The sequence below is a fragment of the Enterobacter cloacae complex sp. SYL003 genome, assembly GCF_049236925.1.
GTDB lineage: Bacteria > Pseudomonadota > Gammaproteobacteria > Enterobacterales > Enterobacteriaceae > Enterobacter > Enterobacter intestinihominis.
Genome location: NZ_JBMKJK010000001.1, coordinates 112,280 through 128,963, shown reverse-complemented (window position 1 = coordinate 128,963; position 16,684 = coordinate 112,280). Strand labels below are relative to the sequence as shown.

Here is a 16,684-nt window from a genome sequence, read left to right as displayed (position 1 = left end):
GATGACCGGGATCAAACTTGCTTATGCAAGAAGCACTTGTAAATTCGTTACACCAGGAAATCTGATGCAGGTAAGACATTATCCCCAACAGATTTGTCTTACAAGCATATATTCTCTTAGCGAATATTATATTTTATACATGTGAATTTTGGTTATGAGTATAAACATGCGCTGCGTGTGGGTTTATCGGGATCGTTTCCACTTCAACGGGATATCAATGCTGAGTTTTTTTAAGACTTTTCTTAGATGAACATCATTATTCAGGAGACGTTATGCCTTCGCTAAAGGAGACTCTGCTCGTCTTTACCGATCTCGACGGTACGCTGCTGGATTTTCACACTCTCGACTGGCAGCCTGCCGCTTCCTGGCTGAAGAGATTACAGGATGAACAGGTACCAGTCATTCTGTGCAGCAGCAAAACCGCGTCCGAAATGCGTGACATCCAGCAGGAACTTGGCCTTGGCGGGCTGCCCTACATTGCGGAAAACGGCGCGGTGATCCAGCCTGACGTACGGTGGGAAAACGCCGCACGGTTCATCTCAGAAAAGAAGCATGACGATATCTGGCAGTTTATTGCCCGGGTACGCCAGGAGATGCATCTGAAATTCACCACCTTCGACGATGTGGATGAGCGCGTGGTCGCCGAATGGACCGGGCTAAGCCGTCCCCGTGCGGCGCTTGCACGTAAACACGAGGCTTCCGTGACGCTGATCTGGCGTGACAGTGATGAACAAATGAAACGCTTCGCAGCCGAACTGGCCCGGCAGGGGCTGAAGATCGTCCCGGGTGCTCGCTTCTGGCATATTCTGGACACGAGCTGTGGCAAAGACGTGGCGGTGCACTGGCTTGTGGAACAGTATCGCCTGCACGACGGAATTGACCCGACAACGCTGGGCCTGGGCGACGGCCCCAATGATGCCCCTCTGCTGGACAGCGTAGCCTTCGCCGTGGTGGTGAAAGGCTTCAACCGGGAGGGGGTCAGCCTTAAGAACAACGATCCCACACGGGTTTATCGCACTCAGCACACCGGAGCGGCCGGCTGGCGCGAGGGGCTTGATTACTTTTTAACGTGATCCTGCCAGATGACCCGGTTACGCCCGCGTTGTTTCGCCTCATACAGACGCGCATCGGCGGTGGATTGCAGATTTTCGAAGTGATAATTGCCCTTCTCCTGCGCGCCAGAGACGCCAAACGACGCGCTCACGCGCAGGGTAGTACTTTTCTTAATCAGGATCTCTTTGCTGTCGATACGCTCACGGATCTGCTCTGCAACTTCCGCCGCCTCTTCAAGCGTCATGCCGGGCAGCACCACACAGAACTCTTCGCCGCCGACGCGCCCGGCAATATCTTTAGTGCGCAGGGTACTGGCAATCAGCCCCGCAGCATGGGACAACACCTTATCACCCGCCTGGTGCCCGAACCGGTCATTAATGCTCTTAAAGCAGTCAAGATCGATCTGGATGACAGAGAAAGGCAGCGCCTGCTGTTCACACTGCTTCGCCAGTATTTTCGCCCGCTCAAACAGCGACCCACGATTATTCAACCGGGTCAGAGGGTCGTGCCAGGCCTGCCATTGCAGCGAATTCTGCAACGAATACATATTACTGACCATGCGCCGGATCACCAGCCATGAGATGAGCAGCATCGCGGTGAACAGCGCCCAAAGCAATGCCAGCACAATACTGATGCTGCCGAAATCGCCGCGCACCCCTTCTTCCAGGGTGTGCACGCGCAGGACGATGCCATCAAAGTGGTCGAGACGCTCCCAGCTGACAAAACGACTCCCCAGGCGAATGCCGCCTTCGGAATCCGATTCTATTGCGTGCGCTATCTGCGCTAGTTCGGGCGCGTCAAAATGATTAACGTCCGCAGCAGATGATCCAGACGTCGCAAGCAGGGTGAGACGACTGTCATACAGCTGGTATTCCCCTTCCGGGTTATCGCCTACGGCCTCCACCAGCAGACGACGCAGGGTGGCAAAGGTGAAATCCATCGCCACCACGCCATACCAGACGTGATTGTAATAAACAGGCACACTGGCGGTGATCAGCGGCTTCTTGCCCACAAAGGAGGAAGGAGGCGAGATAAACCAGCGCACGGCACGCGCACGGTTCCCACGCTCGGACTGTTGGGTAAACCAGGGCTGAGTGACCAGATAGTAGTAACGCTGCACGATATCGCTGGCATTTTCCGGCGTATCCGTTTCCAGAAAGAATCCGGCGCGAGAGACATAAATCACGCGCTCTTCGTTGCCGGAAGAACTGGATGCCAGACGCAATAAATACCCCACTTCAAGCGCGGCGGACAGTTCATTATCAAGAAACTCATCATCGCGATTCAGAAGGGTGGTCTTTTCAACGAAGGCATCAGACACACCGTTGATCGGCAATGTGCGCTGTTTATCAACCTCAATTTGCCAGGTGGGGGATGCGCGCAAACGGGCAAAACGCTTTACCGCATCATGTAGCACGCCAAACGCCAGCGGCGTTTCCAGCGCATCACGCATGCTGTGGCGAAAAAACAGCATTTTATCGACGCTGAACTGGAGTTGTCTGTCCAGCGCACTGGCAACCGTTTCCAGATGGTTACGCTGACTGGAGATATAGGCATCTTCCAGTACCACAACTTCGCGCCAGGTCAGGAGGGTGGAAAAGATCAGGACAACGATAAAACAGAGGTTAACAACCAAACGGGGATTGCTACGCTTATGCAGCCACTGCAAAAAAGATTGTTTTACAACAAAGGTATTGTGCTGCACACGCACTCCCTGAGTGTCGCTCACCATCCGATATGATAAGTCTTCTGCCAGTAAAAACGCCCGGCAAGGCCGGGCGTTGTGTGATTAAGCCTTATCGCGTTTTTGCCTTTTATCACCAGGCTGAAGCTCATCTTCACGAAAAGCCTCCCGCTTAATGCCGTATCCGTCATGCCACCGGCACTCCACCATTCCACTGGAATAACCGGTGACAATCATGCATGGACCACCATTCTTTGGCTTAACTTCATCACTGACCAAAAAGACCATACCTGCCTCCTGTATCAGGGTGAAACGTTTTCAATTTAGACGAGGAATGGTCTTTTTGCATCCGGGGTCAGCAAAAATTAATGCGATTTTCCGCGTACTTTTTCTACCAGCTTGACCACTGCCACCACAATGACACCTACGATAAAGCCCAACACAAGGTTAAGCAGCGTCGGCAGAATGGCGGCGATCACCGAACCATGTCCCGACGCCAGATGTTCAATTGCATGATGCAGCGAAGCAACGCCGTGCACGATAATACCGCCGCCGACCAGGAACATCGCCAGAGTTCCCACTATCGACAAACTTTTCATCAGCCACGGTGCCAGCACCAGCAGGCTTTTGCCGATAACGCGGGCAATGGCGCTGGATTTTTTTTCCAGCCAGAAGCCGATATCATCCAGCTTGACGATCAGACCGACCAGCCCATACACCCCAACCGTTACAAGAATGGCAATCAACGAAAGCACCATGACCTGATTCATCAGCGGTGCTTCGGATACGATCCCAAGCGTAATCGCCACAATCTCGGCCGAAAGGATGAAGTCAGTACGGATCGCACCTTTGACCTTATCGCGCTCGAACGTTTTTGGATCCTGCGCGGCCAGCGCTTCCAGACGCTGCTGGCGCATTTCCGGGGTGTCTTTCTCTTTGCGTGCGGCAAACATATGCAACACTTTTTCGGCACCCTCGAAGCACAGGAACGCCCCGCCAATCATCAGCAATGGCGTAATGGCCCAGGGTATAAAGGCGCTAATGAGAAGCGCCAGCGGAACAAGGATCACCTTGTTAATAAAGGACCCTTTCGCTACGCCCCACACCACCGGCAGCTCACGGTTCGCCCGCACGCCGCTGACCTGCTGCGCGTTAAGCGACAAGTCATCCCCCAGTACCCCGGCGGTTTTTTTCGCCGCCAGTTTCCCCATGACTGAAATGTCATCCAGCAAGGTGGCGATATCGTCCAGTAATGTTAATAAGCTACTTCCTGCCAAAATCTCTATCCTTCTTTTTTTGCTAATTAAGTGAATAGTATGGAACAAAACTCAGCGCCCGGAAACAGGCACCTCACGTCAACAAAAATTTCACATTAACAACACAATTAAAGCACTCGCCAGCCCGATAGTTTTGGCGTTAACTATGAGCGAACTTTTTATTTCGTCGTGAGGGACTATGCGTTTTCGGCATTTATTACCGCTCATTGGAGCACTTTTTTCCCTGTATATCATCTGGGGATCCACCTACTTTGTCATTCGTATTGGCGTGGAAAGCTGGCCCCCGCTGATGATGGCCGGTATTCGTTTCCTTACGGCTGGCGTGCTGCTGATGGCGTTTTTATTGCTGCGCGGCCACAGGCTACCGCCGCTGCGTCCCCTGCTTAACGCCGCCCTGATTGGCCTGCTGCTGCTGGCGGTGGGCAATGGCGCAGTAACCGTCGCCGAACACCAGAACGTGCCGTCGGGCATCGCCGCCGTGGTCGTCGCGACCGTGCCGCTGTTTACGCTCTGCTTTAGTCGTCTGTTCGGGATCCGCACCCGTAAGCTCGAATGGCTGGGCATCGCGATTGGGCTTGTAGGTATTATCATGCTGAACAGCGGCGGAAACCTGAGCGGAAACCCCTGGGCTGCCGTTATGATCATGATCGGCTCGATGAGCTGGGCCTTCGGCTCGGTCTACGGCTCCCGCATTGAGCTGCCCTCCGGGATGATGGCGGGTGCCATTGAAATGCTCGCGGCAGGCATCGTGCTGCTGATTGCCTCGGCGTTGACGGGTGAAAAACTGACGGCAATGCCAGATCTCTCAGGTTTCCTGGCCGTCGGGTATCTGGCCCTGTTTGGCTCGATTATTGCCATCAACGCCTATATGTACCTGATCCGCAACGTCTCACCGGCGGTTGCCACCAGCTACGCCTACGTTAACCCGGTGGTTGCCGTGCTGCTGGGTACCGGTTTTGCGGGCGAAGTGCTGTCGACGATTGAATGGCTGGCGCTGGGCGTGATTGTCTTTGCCGTGGTGCTGGTCACGTTGGGTAAATATTTACTGCCCGCGAAACCCATTGTCACGGCGTGTGAGGTGGAGAAACCGTGATCGGGTGAATGCCCTGGGTATCGATCTGCGCGGCCTGACCGCCGCCGCAGATCCACTCTTCCAGCCGCTCCGTCAGTTCCACGTCATTCAGCTTCATTCTTCCGCGCAGTGCGCACTCCCAGACAATCAGCACCCGCCAGCCCTGGGCGTAAAGCTGCGAAACATCGCGTTTATCACGCTCGACGTTCCTGCCAATCTTCTCCAGCCAGAAGTCGGTGCGTGTCGCCGGGACTTTAAACAGATAGCAGTCGTGATGATGCCAGAAACAGCCGTGGGTAAAGATGATGCATTGATACGCATCGATCACGAAATCAGGACGCCCGGCAAGCGTGGCATCCTGAACCCTGAATTCAAACCCGATGGAGGTCAGGAGGCCAGCGATCCGTTTTTCGATCGCGGTATCACGCGTGCCGATGGCACGCATGTTTTTACTGCGCGTGGCCTTATTGTGAACGTCCGCCATTGACGGCCTCACTCTGACGAAGCTGAACGGCCTTGCTGATGCGTGAGGCCAGCAGTTTTGCGACGGCGGCAAAGGCTGGCACCACCACCGAGTTGCCAAACTGACGATAGGCTTGTGTATCCGACACCGGAATGCGAAAACTGTAGCCCTGCGGCGCCTCAAAGCCCATTAAGCGGGCGCACTCGCGCGGCGTTAAGCGCCGCGGTCGGTGCTGTTGATTCTGAGGGTCGTCGAAATCTTTTTCGCCCAGCGCCTTATCCCAACCCCGATCGATAAGAATTTCCGCGCCATCTTTGTAATAGCGCGCCGACAGCGTACGCGTCACGCTGTCAGGATTAAGCGGATTGACCATGCCAAACCCAAAGCCATTGCCTTTGGCCTGATGCTTTTTGGCATAGCGATAGAGGTATTTCCACAGCACTGGCGTCAGAATGAATTTCGCATCGACGGCGGGCTCCAGCAGATCGGCCACTGTCGGACGGCGCGCCGGATACAGCGAGGGCAAATCGCGCAGCGTAAAATCGCCTTTCAGATTGAGATCGCGGCGGAATCCCACCAGCACGATGCGTTCGCGGTGCTGTGGCAGGAAGTGTTTGCCGTCGATAATTTTCGGATCGTCCGGCCCCATGTCCTCTGCATCCGCCACGTCGTAACCCAGTTCATCCAGCGTTTGCATGATAATGCGGAAGGTTTTGCCGCCGTCATGGCTCTTTAAATTCTTGACGTTCTCCAGCACAAAAATTGCCGGGCGGCGGGCATCAATAATCCGGGCAACATCAAAGAACAGTGTGCCCTGCGTATCACAGGCAAAGCCGTGCGCACGTCCCAGCGCGTTCTTTTTCGACACGCCAGCCAGTGAGAACGGCTGACACGGAAAGCCTGCCAGCAGCACATCGTGCGCCGGAAGGGTGTTGCGAATGTGCTCAGCGGCTTCTTCGTCGCTGACGCCGGTTTTGTGGCTCAGGGTGACGTCGCGGATGTCGGCATTAAACTGGTGCTCGTCGGGGTCGCAGTACCAGTTCGCCTTATAGGTGCGGACGGCATGTTTGTTCCATTCACTGGTGAACACGCACTGCCCGCCAATAGCTTCAAATCCATGGCGAATGCCGCCAATACCGGCAAAGAGATCGATAAAGCGAAAGGCATAATTCGGATGCGCAGCAGGCGGGTGCGGCAGCAGGTTACGCAGATAACAGAACTCGCCGTCGCTCAGGCGGTGCCCTGCCCTGTCGCTTATCAGCAGCCGCTTGAGTATTGCCGGGCTCCAGTGGCTCTCGCCATGTGCCACCAGCTGGTTTGCCAGCGTTTTAGCATCATACATTTCCAGCAGCTGACGCAGGAGTGCCTGCACGGCTGCCGTTGATTTCTCAACCCGCTCAGGCGCGGGCACAGTCACTGATCGATTTTCCTGCATTCTCTTAACCGGACAATAAAGACAGAAAACAGAGTACCACAGTTCAGGATCGCACACTGCGACGGAAATGGGTCAATATCTGGCTGTCGGTTCCGAGGTAATCGCCCTGTAATTCAGCACTCAGCTTCGCCATAAACTGGATCAGAAAATCGGCATTGTGACGCGCAAGTTCGCGTCCCCGTGCGGTTTGCATGGTGTCCGGCAGGCGCAGGAGTTTGGTCTGAAAGTGATCGAGCGCGAAAGCTTTATCATCCAGCGCACGCGCCCCGGCAAACGGGTCGTCGGCATCAAACAACGCGGTGCCCAGCGCACCGGACACGGCAAAGACGCGCGCAAGGCCGATGGCGCCTAACGCCTCCAGCCGGTCGGCATCCTGGACCGTTTTGGCCTCCGGGCTTTGCGGCGCGATACCGGCACTGAAGCTGTGCGCTTCAATGGCATGCTCAACGGCCGCATACCGATCGGGCGGAAAATCAGGAAAATCGCGGCTCAGGATCTGGCGCGTTTCTCGCGCTGCCAGCCGCGAGGAGTGACTACGCTGCGGGTGATTTTTCGGCAGGCTGACAATGTCATGGAAGTAGCATGCGGTCAGCACAACCAGCGGATCGCAATCCCCGTCAGCCATAATGGCCTGCGCCGTCATCCAGACGCGGCGAAAATGGGCGATATCGTGCGCCGCATCATCAGTAAAATGATTTTCGTCGAGCCAGCGCTCAAAACGGTGCTGCCACTGCGCAAGTTCCATCATTCCATCCTGTTGCTCAAAAGAGAGTGAATTATAATACACCCGAATCAAAATCCTTAATAAATAGAATTTCGAAATACTTAATAATAATTACCCGCTATATTTTCAATGAATTAATTCACGCGAAAAATAAAGAGATAAAAAGAAATATTTTGTAATATTTTTACCAGTTTAATTACATTTATTTTTGAACCTAAATAATAATCCATAGAATAGTATCAGCCATGTAGTTACGGAGGGTAATTACATATATTCAGACAATTTATATTTAAAGGGAATATATAATGAAAAGAAAAGTTCTGGCAATTCTCGTACCCGCGTTATTAATGGCTGGCGCAGCAAATGCGGCGGAAATGTATAACAAAGACGGCAACAAAGTTGACCTGTACGGTAAAGTTGATGCACGTCATACCTTCTCCGACAACCCTGGCGACGACGGCGATGAAACCTATGTCCAGATTGGTTTCAAAGGCGAAACACAAATTAATAACGATCTTATTGGTTACGGCCAGTGGGAATATAAAACCTACGCTAACGATACCGAAGGCGCAGGCGACACCTCTTTTAACCGTCTGGCCTTTGCTGGCCTGAAATACGGCGAATATGGCTCATTCGATTATGGCCGTAATTACGGCGTCGTGTATGACGTTGAAGCCTGGACCGATATGCTGCCAGTATTTGGTGGCGACTCCTATACCTGGACCGACAACTATATGGTTGGCCGTACTAACGGTGTGGCGACCTATCGTAATAATGACTTCTTCGGTCTGGTTAACGGCCTGAACTTTGCACTGCAATATCAGGGTGCTAATGAAGGTGCTAACGCAAACGAAAATCAGGAAGGCACCAAAAACGGCCATGATGATGTTCGTTTCCAGAACGGCGACGGCTTCGGTATGTCAACTACCTATGACTTCGATTTCGGTCTGTCGCTGGGTGCCGCTTATTCATCGTCTGACCGTACCAACGACCAGGTTGCTTACGGCGCAGGTACCTATAATCGCTTCAGCAAATATGCTGGCGGTGAACGTGCGGAAGCGTGGACAATCGGTGCAAAATACGATGCGAATGATGTCTACCTGGCAATGATGTATGCGGAAACCCGCAACATGACTCCGTACGGCAACGATGGCATCGCCAACAAAACTCAGAACTTTGAAGCCGTAGCGCAGTACCAGTTTGACTTCGGTCTGCGTCCATCCCTGGCGTGGGTCTATTCAAAAGGCATCGATTTGGGTGGTAACGATTATCATCCAGGCAATGGTTATGACTATGTAGACCAGGATCTGGTTAACTACATCGACGTGGGCATGACCTACAGCTTCAACAAGAACTTCTCCACCTACGTTGATTATAAAATCAACCTGCTGGACGAAGATGATGCCTTCTACAATGACAACGGTATTGCAACCGATGACATCGTTGGCATCGGTATGATCTACCAGTTCTGATCCCCATAAATAGCAAAGCCCGCAACGCGGGCTTTTTTTATTTGACGCTGAAATATTACGGCGCTTCCTGCAAGGCCAGGCGAACAAACCCGTTATTCTGCGCCAGTAATTCATGTGCTTTCCAGGCATCCATACCCGTCAGCACCATTAGCACCGCCGTTTTACACTGATGGTTACAGCTTTCCAGCGCCGCCTTCGCCTGCGCCCGGGAGCATCCCCCCGCTTCCATTACAATGGCAATTTGTCGCTCGGCCCATCTGGTATTGCTTGCCTCCAGATCAACACGCAGGTTGCTGTACACCCGTCCTGTCCGTATCGCCAGACCGGTGGTGACCATATGCATTATCATGCTTTGCGCAATGCCCGCTTTGGCGTTGGTATACCCGGCAACCACATCCGCGCCCAGATCGGGGGCAATAACCATGCTCGCCAGCTGCGCCGCTTCACTTTGCGCATCCTCCGTAATGAGCGCGACCGTTGAGCCCAGAGACCACGCATGACGCATCGCGCCCCAAACCCATGGCGTTTTGCCGCTGACGGACAGCGCCAGCATCATGTCATGCTCGCCGAATTTTATCGTCTGAAGGTCGGCAACGCCGCGCGCGTAGCTTCCGGCGTTATCGCCTGCTGTCATCGCAATGACCGGATGTTTTCCCGGCGCGAACGCTTCTGCCGCCTGCTTCGCCACGCCTCCGGACGCGCCTGCGCTGATCAGCACCAGACGTCCGCCGTGACTAAGCGTCGCCGCCGCGTTATCCACCACGCGAGCCAGCATACTTAAGTGAGGGGTAAGTGCAGAAGAGATTTGTGCGTCATCCTGGTGTATGACATTAAGCATATCCAGCGTAGATAATCTGTCGATGTTCATCGTGCTGGCGTGCCGTCTTTCCCTGGCCGTACCGGTAAGCATAATGCTCATAAACTGCCTCCTTATTATGAGTACCCCCACACTATAAAGTGTTTTATACAGGTCACATGAGAGAAGGCTCACGAAACGCCTCTCTTTACATGGCTTTATGAAATGCCCGTCATCAGCGATAATTAGCCCTTTCTTTTTCATCGCGGAGTGTTAATGAGCGATTTGCAGCCCTTCCCCCCGACGCGCAAGCGCCCTATGAAGCTGAATACGCTGGTTACGCTGATGGTGTGCGCCATTATCGGTTCTGTGCTGCTGGTGGTCTTCGCGCTGTACTCTGTGCAGATCACCCGTGCCACGCGCGATGACGTGAAAGATACCGCGCTGGGTATCGCCCGAACGCTGGCCGACAGCCCGGAGATCAAGCGTGGCCTGATGGAATCGCCGCAGGCCGGCATCATCCAGCCGATTGCCCAGGCGGTGACGAAGCGCAACGACCTGCTGTTTACCGTAGTTACCGACCTGCGTGGGATCCGCTATTCCCATCCAAACGAAGCGCTGTTAGGTTTGCATTTTATTGGCGACGATCTGACGCCCGCCCTCGAAGGGAAAGAGAATGTCTCCGTGAACCGCGGCGCACTCGCGGAAGCACTGCGCGTCTTTACGCCCGTTTATGACGATCGGCACGACCAGATCGGCGTGGTCGTGGTGGGTATTTCGCTGAATAAAGTTGAAGATCAGATTGCCCGCGGTCGGCTCAATGCCGTGTGGACCATCTTATTCAGCGTTCTGATGAGCTCAGTGGCGATATGGGGTCTGGTCCGGGTTCTGAAACGTATTCTCTTCGGGCTTGAGCCTTACGAGATCTCTGCCCTCTTTGAGCAGCGCCAAGCCATGTTGCAGTCCCTGCGCGAAGGCGTGATGGCTGTTGATATGCACGGGCGCGTGACGATGATTAACCACACCGCCAGAGAAATTTTGCTCCTGAGCTCGGGTGAGCACTCCGAGAGCAGCGGCGAACCACTGCTGGCTAGCCTGCGGGAAGTGGCGAAAACCGGCATTGCTCGCCAGGATCAGGAGATCGGCTGTAACGGACGGCTACTGCTGTGCAACATGGTCCCCGTGAAAAGCCAGAATCAGGTCATCGGGGCAATCAGCACCTTCCGCGATAAGACCGAAATCAGCCAGTTAATGCAGCGTATCGATGGTATGGTCAACTATGTTGATGCCCTGCGCTCACATACGCATGAGTTTATGAACAAGCTACACGTGATCCTCGGCCTGCTGCACATGAAGCGCTACGATAAGCTGGAAGAGTACATCATCCAGACCGCACAGAATTATCAGACGGATATCGGCGCGATACAGCGCAAGGTTAAATCGCCGGTCATTGCGGGTTTCCTGCTGGGTAAAATCAACCGCGCCAAAGAGGCGGGAGTGACCCTGACGCTGGCCGAGGAGAGTCAGCTTCCTGACACCAGCAATGAAGAGCAGGTTGCGGTTCTGATCACCGTGCTGGGCAATTTAATCGAAAATGCCCTGGATGCGATGGAAGGTCAGCCGGAAGGCGAGATCGGCCTGCTGCTGCATTATCAGAACGGCTGGCTGAGCGGTGAGGTCAGCGATGACGGTCCCGGCATTGATCCCGAGCGGCTGGAGGCTATTTTTACAAAGGGCTACTCAACAAAAGGTGAAAACCGTGGCGTTGGGCTGTTCCTTGCACGTCAGCAGATCCAGAACCTGGGCGGAGATATTACCGTCGAGTCGGAGCCTGGCGTATTTACCCAATTTTTTGTTCAGATCCCCTGGGATAGCGAGAGGAATATCGCGTGATAAATGTATTAATTGTCGATGATGACGCCATGGTAGCCGACCTCAACCGTCTGTATGTTAACCGCGTTGAGGGTTTTAACTGCTGCGGCGTCGCTTCCACGCTCAACCAGGCCGAAGCATTGATCGCAAACCCAGGCCAGCCGATCGATCTGGTGCTGCTGGATGTCTATATGCAGCAGGATAACGGGCTGGATCTATTGCCCATCATCCGCGCATCGGGCCGCCCGATTGACGTTATCATGATTTCGTCAGCCTCCGACGCCGCAACGATCCAGACGTCGATGCACTATGGCGTGGTGGATTACCTGATTAAACCGTTCCAGTTCCCGCGTTTTGAAGAGGCGCTGAACGGCTGGAAGGCAAAGCGCAGTCTGATGGGCTCGCATCAGTATTATGAACAGGCCGACGTCGACAGGCTGATCCACGGCGGCGCGCCGGAGCTGGCCGACAGCAAAAAATTACCGAAAGGCTTAACGCCGCAGACGCTGCGCACCATTTGCCAGTGGATCGACAGCCATCCGGAGATAGAATTTTCCACCGACGATCTAGCGAATGCGGTCAACATTTCCCGCGTGTCCTGCCGCAAATACCTGATCTGGCTGGCGCAAATCAATATCCTGTTCACCAGCATTCACTACGGCGCCACCGGTCGACCGGTATATCGCTATCGTTTGCAGCCGGAACAGGTCGGCCTGCTCAAACAGTTCTGCCAGTAATTCGGTAGCTGTCGTCCAGAAGGGTAAAACGGAAGTGGTGCATCGAGGAGATCACCACTTCTTTTGTTTTGGTGACAAAAATGGCTTCAATATCGGGGCGCGAACGCAGCGCGGCGCAGCCCTGCTCCACGCCCATGCCGTAAATCAGCGTGGTCCAGATATCGCCGTCGAGGGAGTCTTGCGAAATAATCGTCACGCTGTCCAGTTCGTTATCCAGCGGGTAGCCGGTACGCGGGTCAAGTAAGTGATGATAACGTTTGCCGTTCTGCTCGAAGTAGCGCTCATAGGTGCCTGACGTCACAACCGACCGGTTTTCTACCGTTATGGCGCCAATCAGCGCATCACCGGCGAACGGTTTTTTCAGGCCGACGTGCCAGCCGTCCTCCGGCGAGCCTAACGTCTGGACGTTGCCGCCAAGGTTGATCAACCCGAGTTCGGCGCCCTCTTTATGCAAGTAATCCCGCACCCTGTCGGCGATATAACCTTTGGCGATAGCCCCCAGATCGATCTCCATTCCCTGGCGTGTAAGAAACACGCTGCTGTTGGCGTCATCCAGTACCACGTTCGCAGGATCCGTGATACTCAGCAAGGCGGCGATCTCGTCCGCGGGCGGTACAGCGTCCCCCTTAAAGCCAATTTTCCAGCGTTTGACCAGCGGACCTATCGCCAGGTTGAACGCACTGTCTGTAGGCAGGCTGGCCGCTTTCGCGCAGCGGATCAGGTCAAACACCGGGCGACTGACGACAACCGGATGCTGACCGGCAGCATGGTTGACATCCATCACCTGCGAATCCGCACGGTTGACGGTGAGGAGATCTTCGTACTGTTTGATCAGGCGAAACACGCGGGACGCGAGGGCTTCGTCATGGGAGAAGAGTTTCAGGAGGATGGGCGAGCCCATCAGAACGGCGTTGTAGCTGTAAACGCGATGGCTATCAGGCATTACATAAGTCCTCAGATGTAGCCCCGGCAAGCACCGCGCCGCCGGGGAAACAGGAGCCTTACCGTGTTTTCGAACGCATAGCCGCCTGATGTCCGGCAAGCGTACCAAAAATAATGATATCTGCCACCGCATTACCACCGATGCGGTTACCGCCGTGGATACCCCCGACAACCTCACCCGCAGCAAAGGCTCCCGGCAATACGTTGTGGTTGCTGTCCAGCACGCAGGTTTCTGTATTGATGGTCACACCGCCCATGGTGTGGTGCACGCCCGGCGCAATCTGAATGGCATAGAACGGCCCTTCGTTGATAGGCGCACGCAGCGCGGTGGTGCGGCCAAAATCATCGTCATGCTGTTTTTCCACAAAGCCGTTGTAGCGTTCCAGCGTTGCCAGGAACTGGTGGTGATCCATCCCCAGCGCTTCCGCCAGGGCTTTTGGCGAGCTGGCGCTGGTGACAAACCCTTTCGCGATGTACTCATCCGCGGCTTTGTTTTTGGCGCGAACATGCTCGTCAAAGACGATGTAAGCGTATTTCTCCGGCAGCGCGATGATTTGCGCCGAGACTTTGTCGCGGGTCGACATTTCGTTATAGAAGCGGTTGCCCTGCTGGTTTACCAGAATCGCCCCGCCGCCGCGGATGGATTCGGAAATCAGGTACGACGTTTTCTGCTCAACGGTTGGGTGGATCTGGATTTCGCCCATATCGACGGTGCCTGCGCCAATACGCTCCAGCAGTGCGATACCGCCGCCGGTTGCGCCTTTGTGGTTAGTCGTCACGAACCCTTCCAGGTCCGGACGGTATTTCACCACCATCTGGCTGTTGGCGCTGAAGCCGCCCGTCGCGACAATTACGCTTTTAGTTGCCACGGTGAGGGTTTCGTTCTCTTCGGTGGTCAGACGCACGCCGGTCACTTCGCCGTTTTCGAAGATGATGTCGCTCACGGAGGTATCCAGCATCACCTCGATGTTGCGTTTGTTGACATTGCGCACCAGGCCGCTAATCAGATATCCGCCCACCGCGGAACCATCTTTCGGACGGTGCGTACGGTCGATGCTCATCCCGCCGGTGGTGGTGATGTCGTTGAGCATAATGCCGCGCGTTGCCAGCCATTCGATGGCCTGCGGCGCGTTCTCGACAAAGCGACGCAGCAGTTCAGGGTTGTTCTTATTGCCACCGCCTTTCAGGCTTTCCTGGTAGAACAGCTCTTTGCTGTCCTGAATGCCCTTCACGCGCTGGAAGCGGGTCTCCGCCGCGTTCATACCGGCAGAGGCTTTAATGGTGTTCCCGCCAATAGTCGGCATTTTCTCAACGATCAGCACGCTCGCGCCTTCGTCGTGCGCCTGAATCGCCGCCGCCAGACCGGCGCCGCCGCTGCCGACCACCACCACGTCCACGCTTTTAGTCTCATTCGGGTCAGCGCCCTCTTCTGCCGCCAGCGCTTTGCTGGATTTCAGCATCGCCTTCGAGACCGCTTTTTTCACCGCCTCGCTCTGGCTGGTCGCGCCGGTGATAGCATCCACGTGCGGGGTATTGGCATCCAGAATTCGGGTGCGGATCTCTTCGAAGCTGGTGACAAACTCGACGTCTTCACTCGGGCCGGAGGCCAGTTCGATATCGGCGATGCGGTCGGTTTCGAGGCTGACGTTAATCACCAGTTCGTTAGCATCGTCCTGCACTTTTTCAATAAAGGTGCCCGGTTTGAATTTAGATTCGCCCATGCTCATGTCGCGGATCATCGCTTCCACCAGCGAGAAGCGCCACAGCGGTTCCGGGATGCTCAGTTCTTCGCGTCGGGTACTGTCCATAAACAGCTCCAGGCTTTCGCCCGCCGCGATGCGATCGGTCCAGTCTGGATAGGCGATGGTGGCGCGGCCAACGGCTATCAGGTCGTAACCGTGATCCAGCGCTTCATTCACATCCGTGGCATTCACCACGCCGCCAACGCCCATCACCGGTACCTGCGCCAGCGTGTCAGAGCGCATGGCGCAGTATTTTTCGATAAGTGGCGTCGGGTCCTGAGTATCGACGATAGAAGGACGCAGGGCGGCGCCAAGGGAGAAGTGCAGATAATCCACCCCACGAGCGGCCAGTTTTTCCAGCAGATACAGGGTGTCTTCGAAGCGAATGCCGGGGACTTCCAGCTCTTCCGGTGAGAAACGGTAGCCAATGATAAACGCGTCGTCCGCATACTGGCGCACCATCTTGTGGGTAATGTCCAGCACCGCCAGCGGGAATTTCGCGCGGTTATCGCGGCTGCCACCCCACTCGTCGTCGCGCTGATTAGAGTTCGGGGAGTAGAACTGCTGGATCAGATAGGTATTCGCCCCGTGGATTTCGACGCCATCGAAGCCGGCCTGAATTGCGCGGCGTACGGCTTCGCCGAACTTGCCGATCATGCCTTCCACTTCTTCTGAAGTCAGAGCAACCGGCGTCGCGGCACCGTCTCGCGGCGCGGCAACCGCGCTTGGGCCAACCGGCGTGCGGCCGCCGATCAGTTTTGGGTCGACCATACGGCCGCCGTGGTAAATTTGCAGAAGGGCTTTGGAACCTTTGGACTTAATGGCGTCAGCGATTTTTGCCAGTCCGGCGATTTTTTCGTCGTTATCAATACCAATTGCGCCCGGGAACGCAAGGCCGAGATCGTCAACAAAACAGCATTCAACGATAATGGTGCCGATGCTGCCAGCGCGGGCGCGGTAGTACTCCACCAGCTCGCTGGTCACGGTGCCATCGTAATACCCCGTACAGGTTGTCATCGGGGCCATTAACAAACGGTTTTTCAGTTCAGTACCATTCGGTAATGTGAAGGGGCTTAAAATACGTTCGTTAGTGCTCATAATAGAAACTCCAAACTTTAAAAATTAAGAATTCGTTATCGGTATGGATTTTTTATTTCGTGTTTTCGCCGATGTCATGACATTAATATAAAGCTTTTTTTAGTTTCTAAAGCCATTACGTTAGTTAATAAACTATTTAATCCCTGCGATAACATTAATAACACATTGGTGTTAGCGTGAATGTTTTATACGTTCACATTAATTTAAAAAAAGTTAAATCAACAATGGTAAAGCCAATACACCATGCACATCAAAAATCCTTTAAAATCAAAATCTAAAACACAGCCCAAATTAATAATGTTATAAAATTGATAAAT

General features: G+C 54.4%; 14 protein-coding genes. 5 read left to right on the top strand and 9 right to left on the bottom strand.

Annotation, left to right across the window (positions count from 1 at the left end; genetic code table 11):
* The first annotated feature begins 272 nt into the window (after nucleotides 1–272).
* The gene (locus tag ACOT1A_RS00540) at nucleotides 273–1,073 is read left to right on the top strand and encodes a mannosyl-3-phosphoglycerate phosphatase-related protein (protein ID WP_276169834.1); all 801 of its coding nucleotides are present in this window, start codon (nucleotides 273–275) and stop codon (nucleotides 1,071–1,073) included.
* On the opposite strand, the gene dgcQ is transcribed toward ACOT1A_RS00540, so the two are convergent.
* The 3 genes from dgcQ to ACOT1A_RS00525 all read right to left on the bottom strand — a co-directional run bounded on the left by dgcQ (nucleotide 1,058) and on the right by ACOT1A_RS00525 (nucleotide 4,017).
* Complete coding sequence (gene dgcQ, locus ACOT1A_RS00535) at nucleotides 1,058–2,758, bottom strand: cellulose biosynthesis regulator diguanylate cyclase DgcQ (RefSeq protein WP_032677290.1); 1,701 nt, start codon at nucleotides 2,756–2,758, stop codon at nucleotides 1,058–1,060. The genes ACOT1A_RS00540 and dgcQ overlap by 16 nt on opposite strands.
* A gap of 84 nt (nucleotides 2,759–2,842) precedes the next feature.
* A complete protein-coding gene (locus ACOT1A_RS00530; RefSeq protein ID WP_022648559.1) occupies nucleotides 2,843–3,025 on the bottom strand; it encodes a YodC family protein in 183 nt (60 codons plus the stop codon).
* 77 nt (nucleotides 3,026–3,102) lie between these two features.
* Nucleotides 3,103–4,017 (bottom strand): DUF808 family protein, encoded by a 915-nt coding sequence (locus ACOT1A_RS00525; protein ID WP_169441341.1) that lies wholly within the window; start codon nucleotides 4,015–4,017, stop codon nucleotides 3,103–3,105.
* Between the two features lie 175 nt (nucleotides 4,018–4,192).
* Between ACOT1A_RS00525 and yedA the strand changes: the two genes are divergently transcribed.
* A complete protein-coding gene (yedA, locus tag ACOT1A_RS00520) occupies nucleotides 4,193–5,107 on the top strand; it encodes a drug/metabolite exporter YedA (protein ID WP_023300492.1) in 915 nt (304 codons plus the stop codon).
* Here the strand turns inward: yedA and ACOT1A_RS00515 are convergent.
* The 3 genes from ACOT1A_RS00515 to ACOT1A_RS00505 are packed head-to-tail and all read right to left on the bottom strand — an operon-like array spanning nucleotide 5,079 to nucleotide 7,729.
* Complete coding sequence (locus ACOT1A_RS00515) at nucleotides 5,079–5,570, bottom strand: very short patch repair endonuclease (protein ID WP_022648562.1); 492 nt, start codon at nucleotides 5,568–5,570, stop codon at nucleotides 5,079–5,081. The genes yedA and ACOT1A_RS00515 overlap by 29 nt on opposite strands.
* Nucleotides 5,551–6,984, bottom strand: coding sequence for a DNA cytosine methyltransferase (locus ACOT1A_RS00510; protein WP_108367109.1), 1,434 nt, complete (start codon nucleotides 6,982–6,984; stop codon nucleotides 5,551–5,553). Before ACOT1A_RS00510 ends, ACOT1A_RS00515 begins: the two co-directional genes overlap by 20 nt.
* A 43-nt stretch (nucleotides 6,985–7,027) precedes the next feature.
* Complete coding sequence (locus tag ACOT1A_RS00505; protein WP_022648564.1) at nucleotides 7,028–7,729, bottom strand: phosphohydrolase; 702 nt, start codon at nucleotides 7,727–7,729, stop codon at nucleotides 7,028–7,030.
* A 284-nt stretch (nucleotides 7,730–8,013) separates the two neighbouring features.
* Between ACOT1A_RS00505 and ompC the strand changes: the two genes are divergently transcribed.
* Complete coding sequence (gene ompC / locus ACOT1A_RS00500) at nucleotides 8,014–9,180, top strand: porin OmpC (protein WP_022648565.1); 1,167 nt, start codon at nucleotides 8,014–8,016, stop codon at nucleotides 9,178–9,180.
* Between the two features lie 55 nt (nucleotides 9,181–9,235).
* Here ompC and ACOT1A_RS00495 read toward each other — a convergent pair whose 3' ends face one another.
* Entirely contained in the window at nucleotides 9,236–10,099 is an 864-nt protein-coding gene (locus tag ACOT1A_RS00495; protein WP_276169835.1) for an N-acetylmuramic acid 6-phosphate etherase, read from the bottom strand.
* Between the two features lie 153 nt (nucleotides 10,100–10,252).
* Here ACOT1A_RS00495 and ACOT1A_RS00490 point away from each other — a divergent pair, with 153 nt between their 5' ends.
* Both ACOT1A_RS00490 and dcuR read left to right on the top strand, forming a co-directional pair.
* Nucleotides 10,253–11,869 carry a sensor histidine kinase gene (locus tag ACOT1A_RS00490; protein ID WP_045308599.1) on the top strand — a complete coding sequence of 539 codons (1,617 nt, stop codon included), beginning with the start codon at nucleotides 10,253–10,255 and terminating at the stop codon, nucleotides 11,867–11,869.
* Entirely contained in the window at nucleotides 11,866–12,585 is a 720-nt protein-coding gene (dcuR, locus tag ACOT1A_RS00485; RefSeq protein ID WP_276169836.1) for a two-component system response regulator DcuR, read from the top strand. Before ACOT1A_RS00490 ends, dcuR begins: the two co-directional genes overlap by 4 nt.
* On the opposite strand, the gene ACOT1A_RS00480 is transcribed toward dcuR, so the two are convergent.
* Nucleotides 12,566–13,528, bottom strand: a complete 963-nt coding sequence (locus ACOT1A_RS00480; RefSeq protein WP_276169837.1) for an FAD:protein FMN transferase — start codon at nucleotides 13,526–13,528, stop codon at nucleotides 12,566–12,568. The genes dcuR and ACOT1A_RS00480 overlap by 20 nt on opposite strands.
* A 58-nt stretch (nucleotides 13,529–13,586) precedes the next feature.
* Nucleotides 13,587–16,367 carry a flavocytochrome c gene (locus ACOT1A_RS00475; RefSeq protein ID WP_063199201.1) on the bottom strand — a complete coding sequence of 927 codons (2,781 nt, stop codon included), beginning with the start codon at nucleotides 16,365–16,367 and terminating at the stop codon, nucleotides 13,587–13,589.
* Nucleotides 16,368–16,684 lie beyond the last annotated feature (317 nt).

What these genes read in the sequence shown, in the direction of transcription:
- ACOT1A_RS00540 (WP_276169834.1), top strand. Translation starts at nt 273, where the DNA reads ATGCCTTCGCTAAAGGAGACTCTGCTCGTCTTTACCGATCTCGACGGT.
- ACOT1A_RS00530 (WP_022648559.1), bottom strand. Translation starts at nt 3,025, where the DNA reads ATGGTCTTTTTGGTCAGTGATGAAGTTAAGCCAAAGAATGGTGGTCCA.
- yedA (WP_023300492.1), top strand. Translation starts at nt 4,193, where the DNA reads ATGCGTTTTCGGCATTTATTACCGCTCATTGGAGCACTTTTTTCCCTG.
- ACOT1A_RS00515 (WP_022648562.1), bottom strand. Translation starts at nt 5,570, where the DNA reads ATGGCGGACGTTCACAATAAGGCCACGCGCAGTAAAAACATGCGTGCC.
- ACOT1A_RS00510 (WP_108367109.1), bottom strand. Translation starts at nt 6,984, where the DNA reads ATGCAGGAAAATCGATCAGTGACTGTGCCCGCGCCTGAGCGGGTTGAG.
- ACOT1A_RS00505 (WP_022648564.1), bottom strand. Translation starts at nt 7,729, where the DNA reads ATGGAACTTGCGCAGTGGCAGCACCGTTTTGAGCGCTGGCTCGACGAA.
- ompC (WP_022648565.1), top strand. Translation starts at nt 8,014, where the DNA reads ATGAAAAGAAAAGTTCTGGCAATTCTCGTACCCGCGTTATTAATGGCT.
- ACOT1A_RS00495 (WP_276169835.1), bottom strand. Translation starts at nt 10,099, where the DNA reads ATGAGCATTATGCTTACCGGTACGGCCAGGGAAAGACGGCACGCCAGC.
- ACOT1A_RS00490 (WP_045308599.1), top strand. Translation starts at nt 10,253, where the DNA reads ATGAGCGATTTGCAGCCCTTCCCCCCGACGCGCAAGCGCCCTATGAAG.
- ACOT1A_RS00480 (WP_276169837.1), bottom strand. Translation starts at nt 13,528, where the DNA reads ATGCCTGATAGCCATCGCGTTTACAGCTACAACGCCGTTCTGATGGGC.
- ACOT1A_RS00475 (WP_063199201.1), bottom strand. Translation starts at nt 16,367, where the DNA reads ATGAGCACTAACGAACGTATTTTAAGCCCCTTCACATTACCGAATGGT.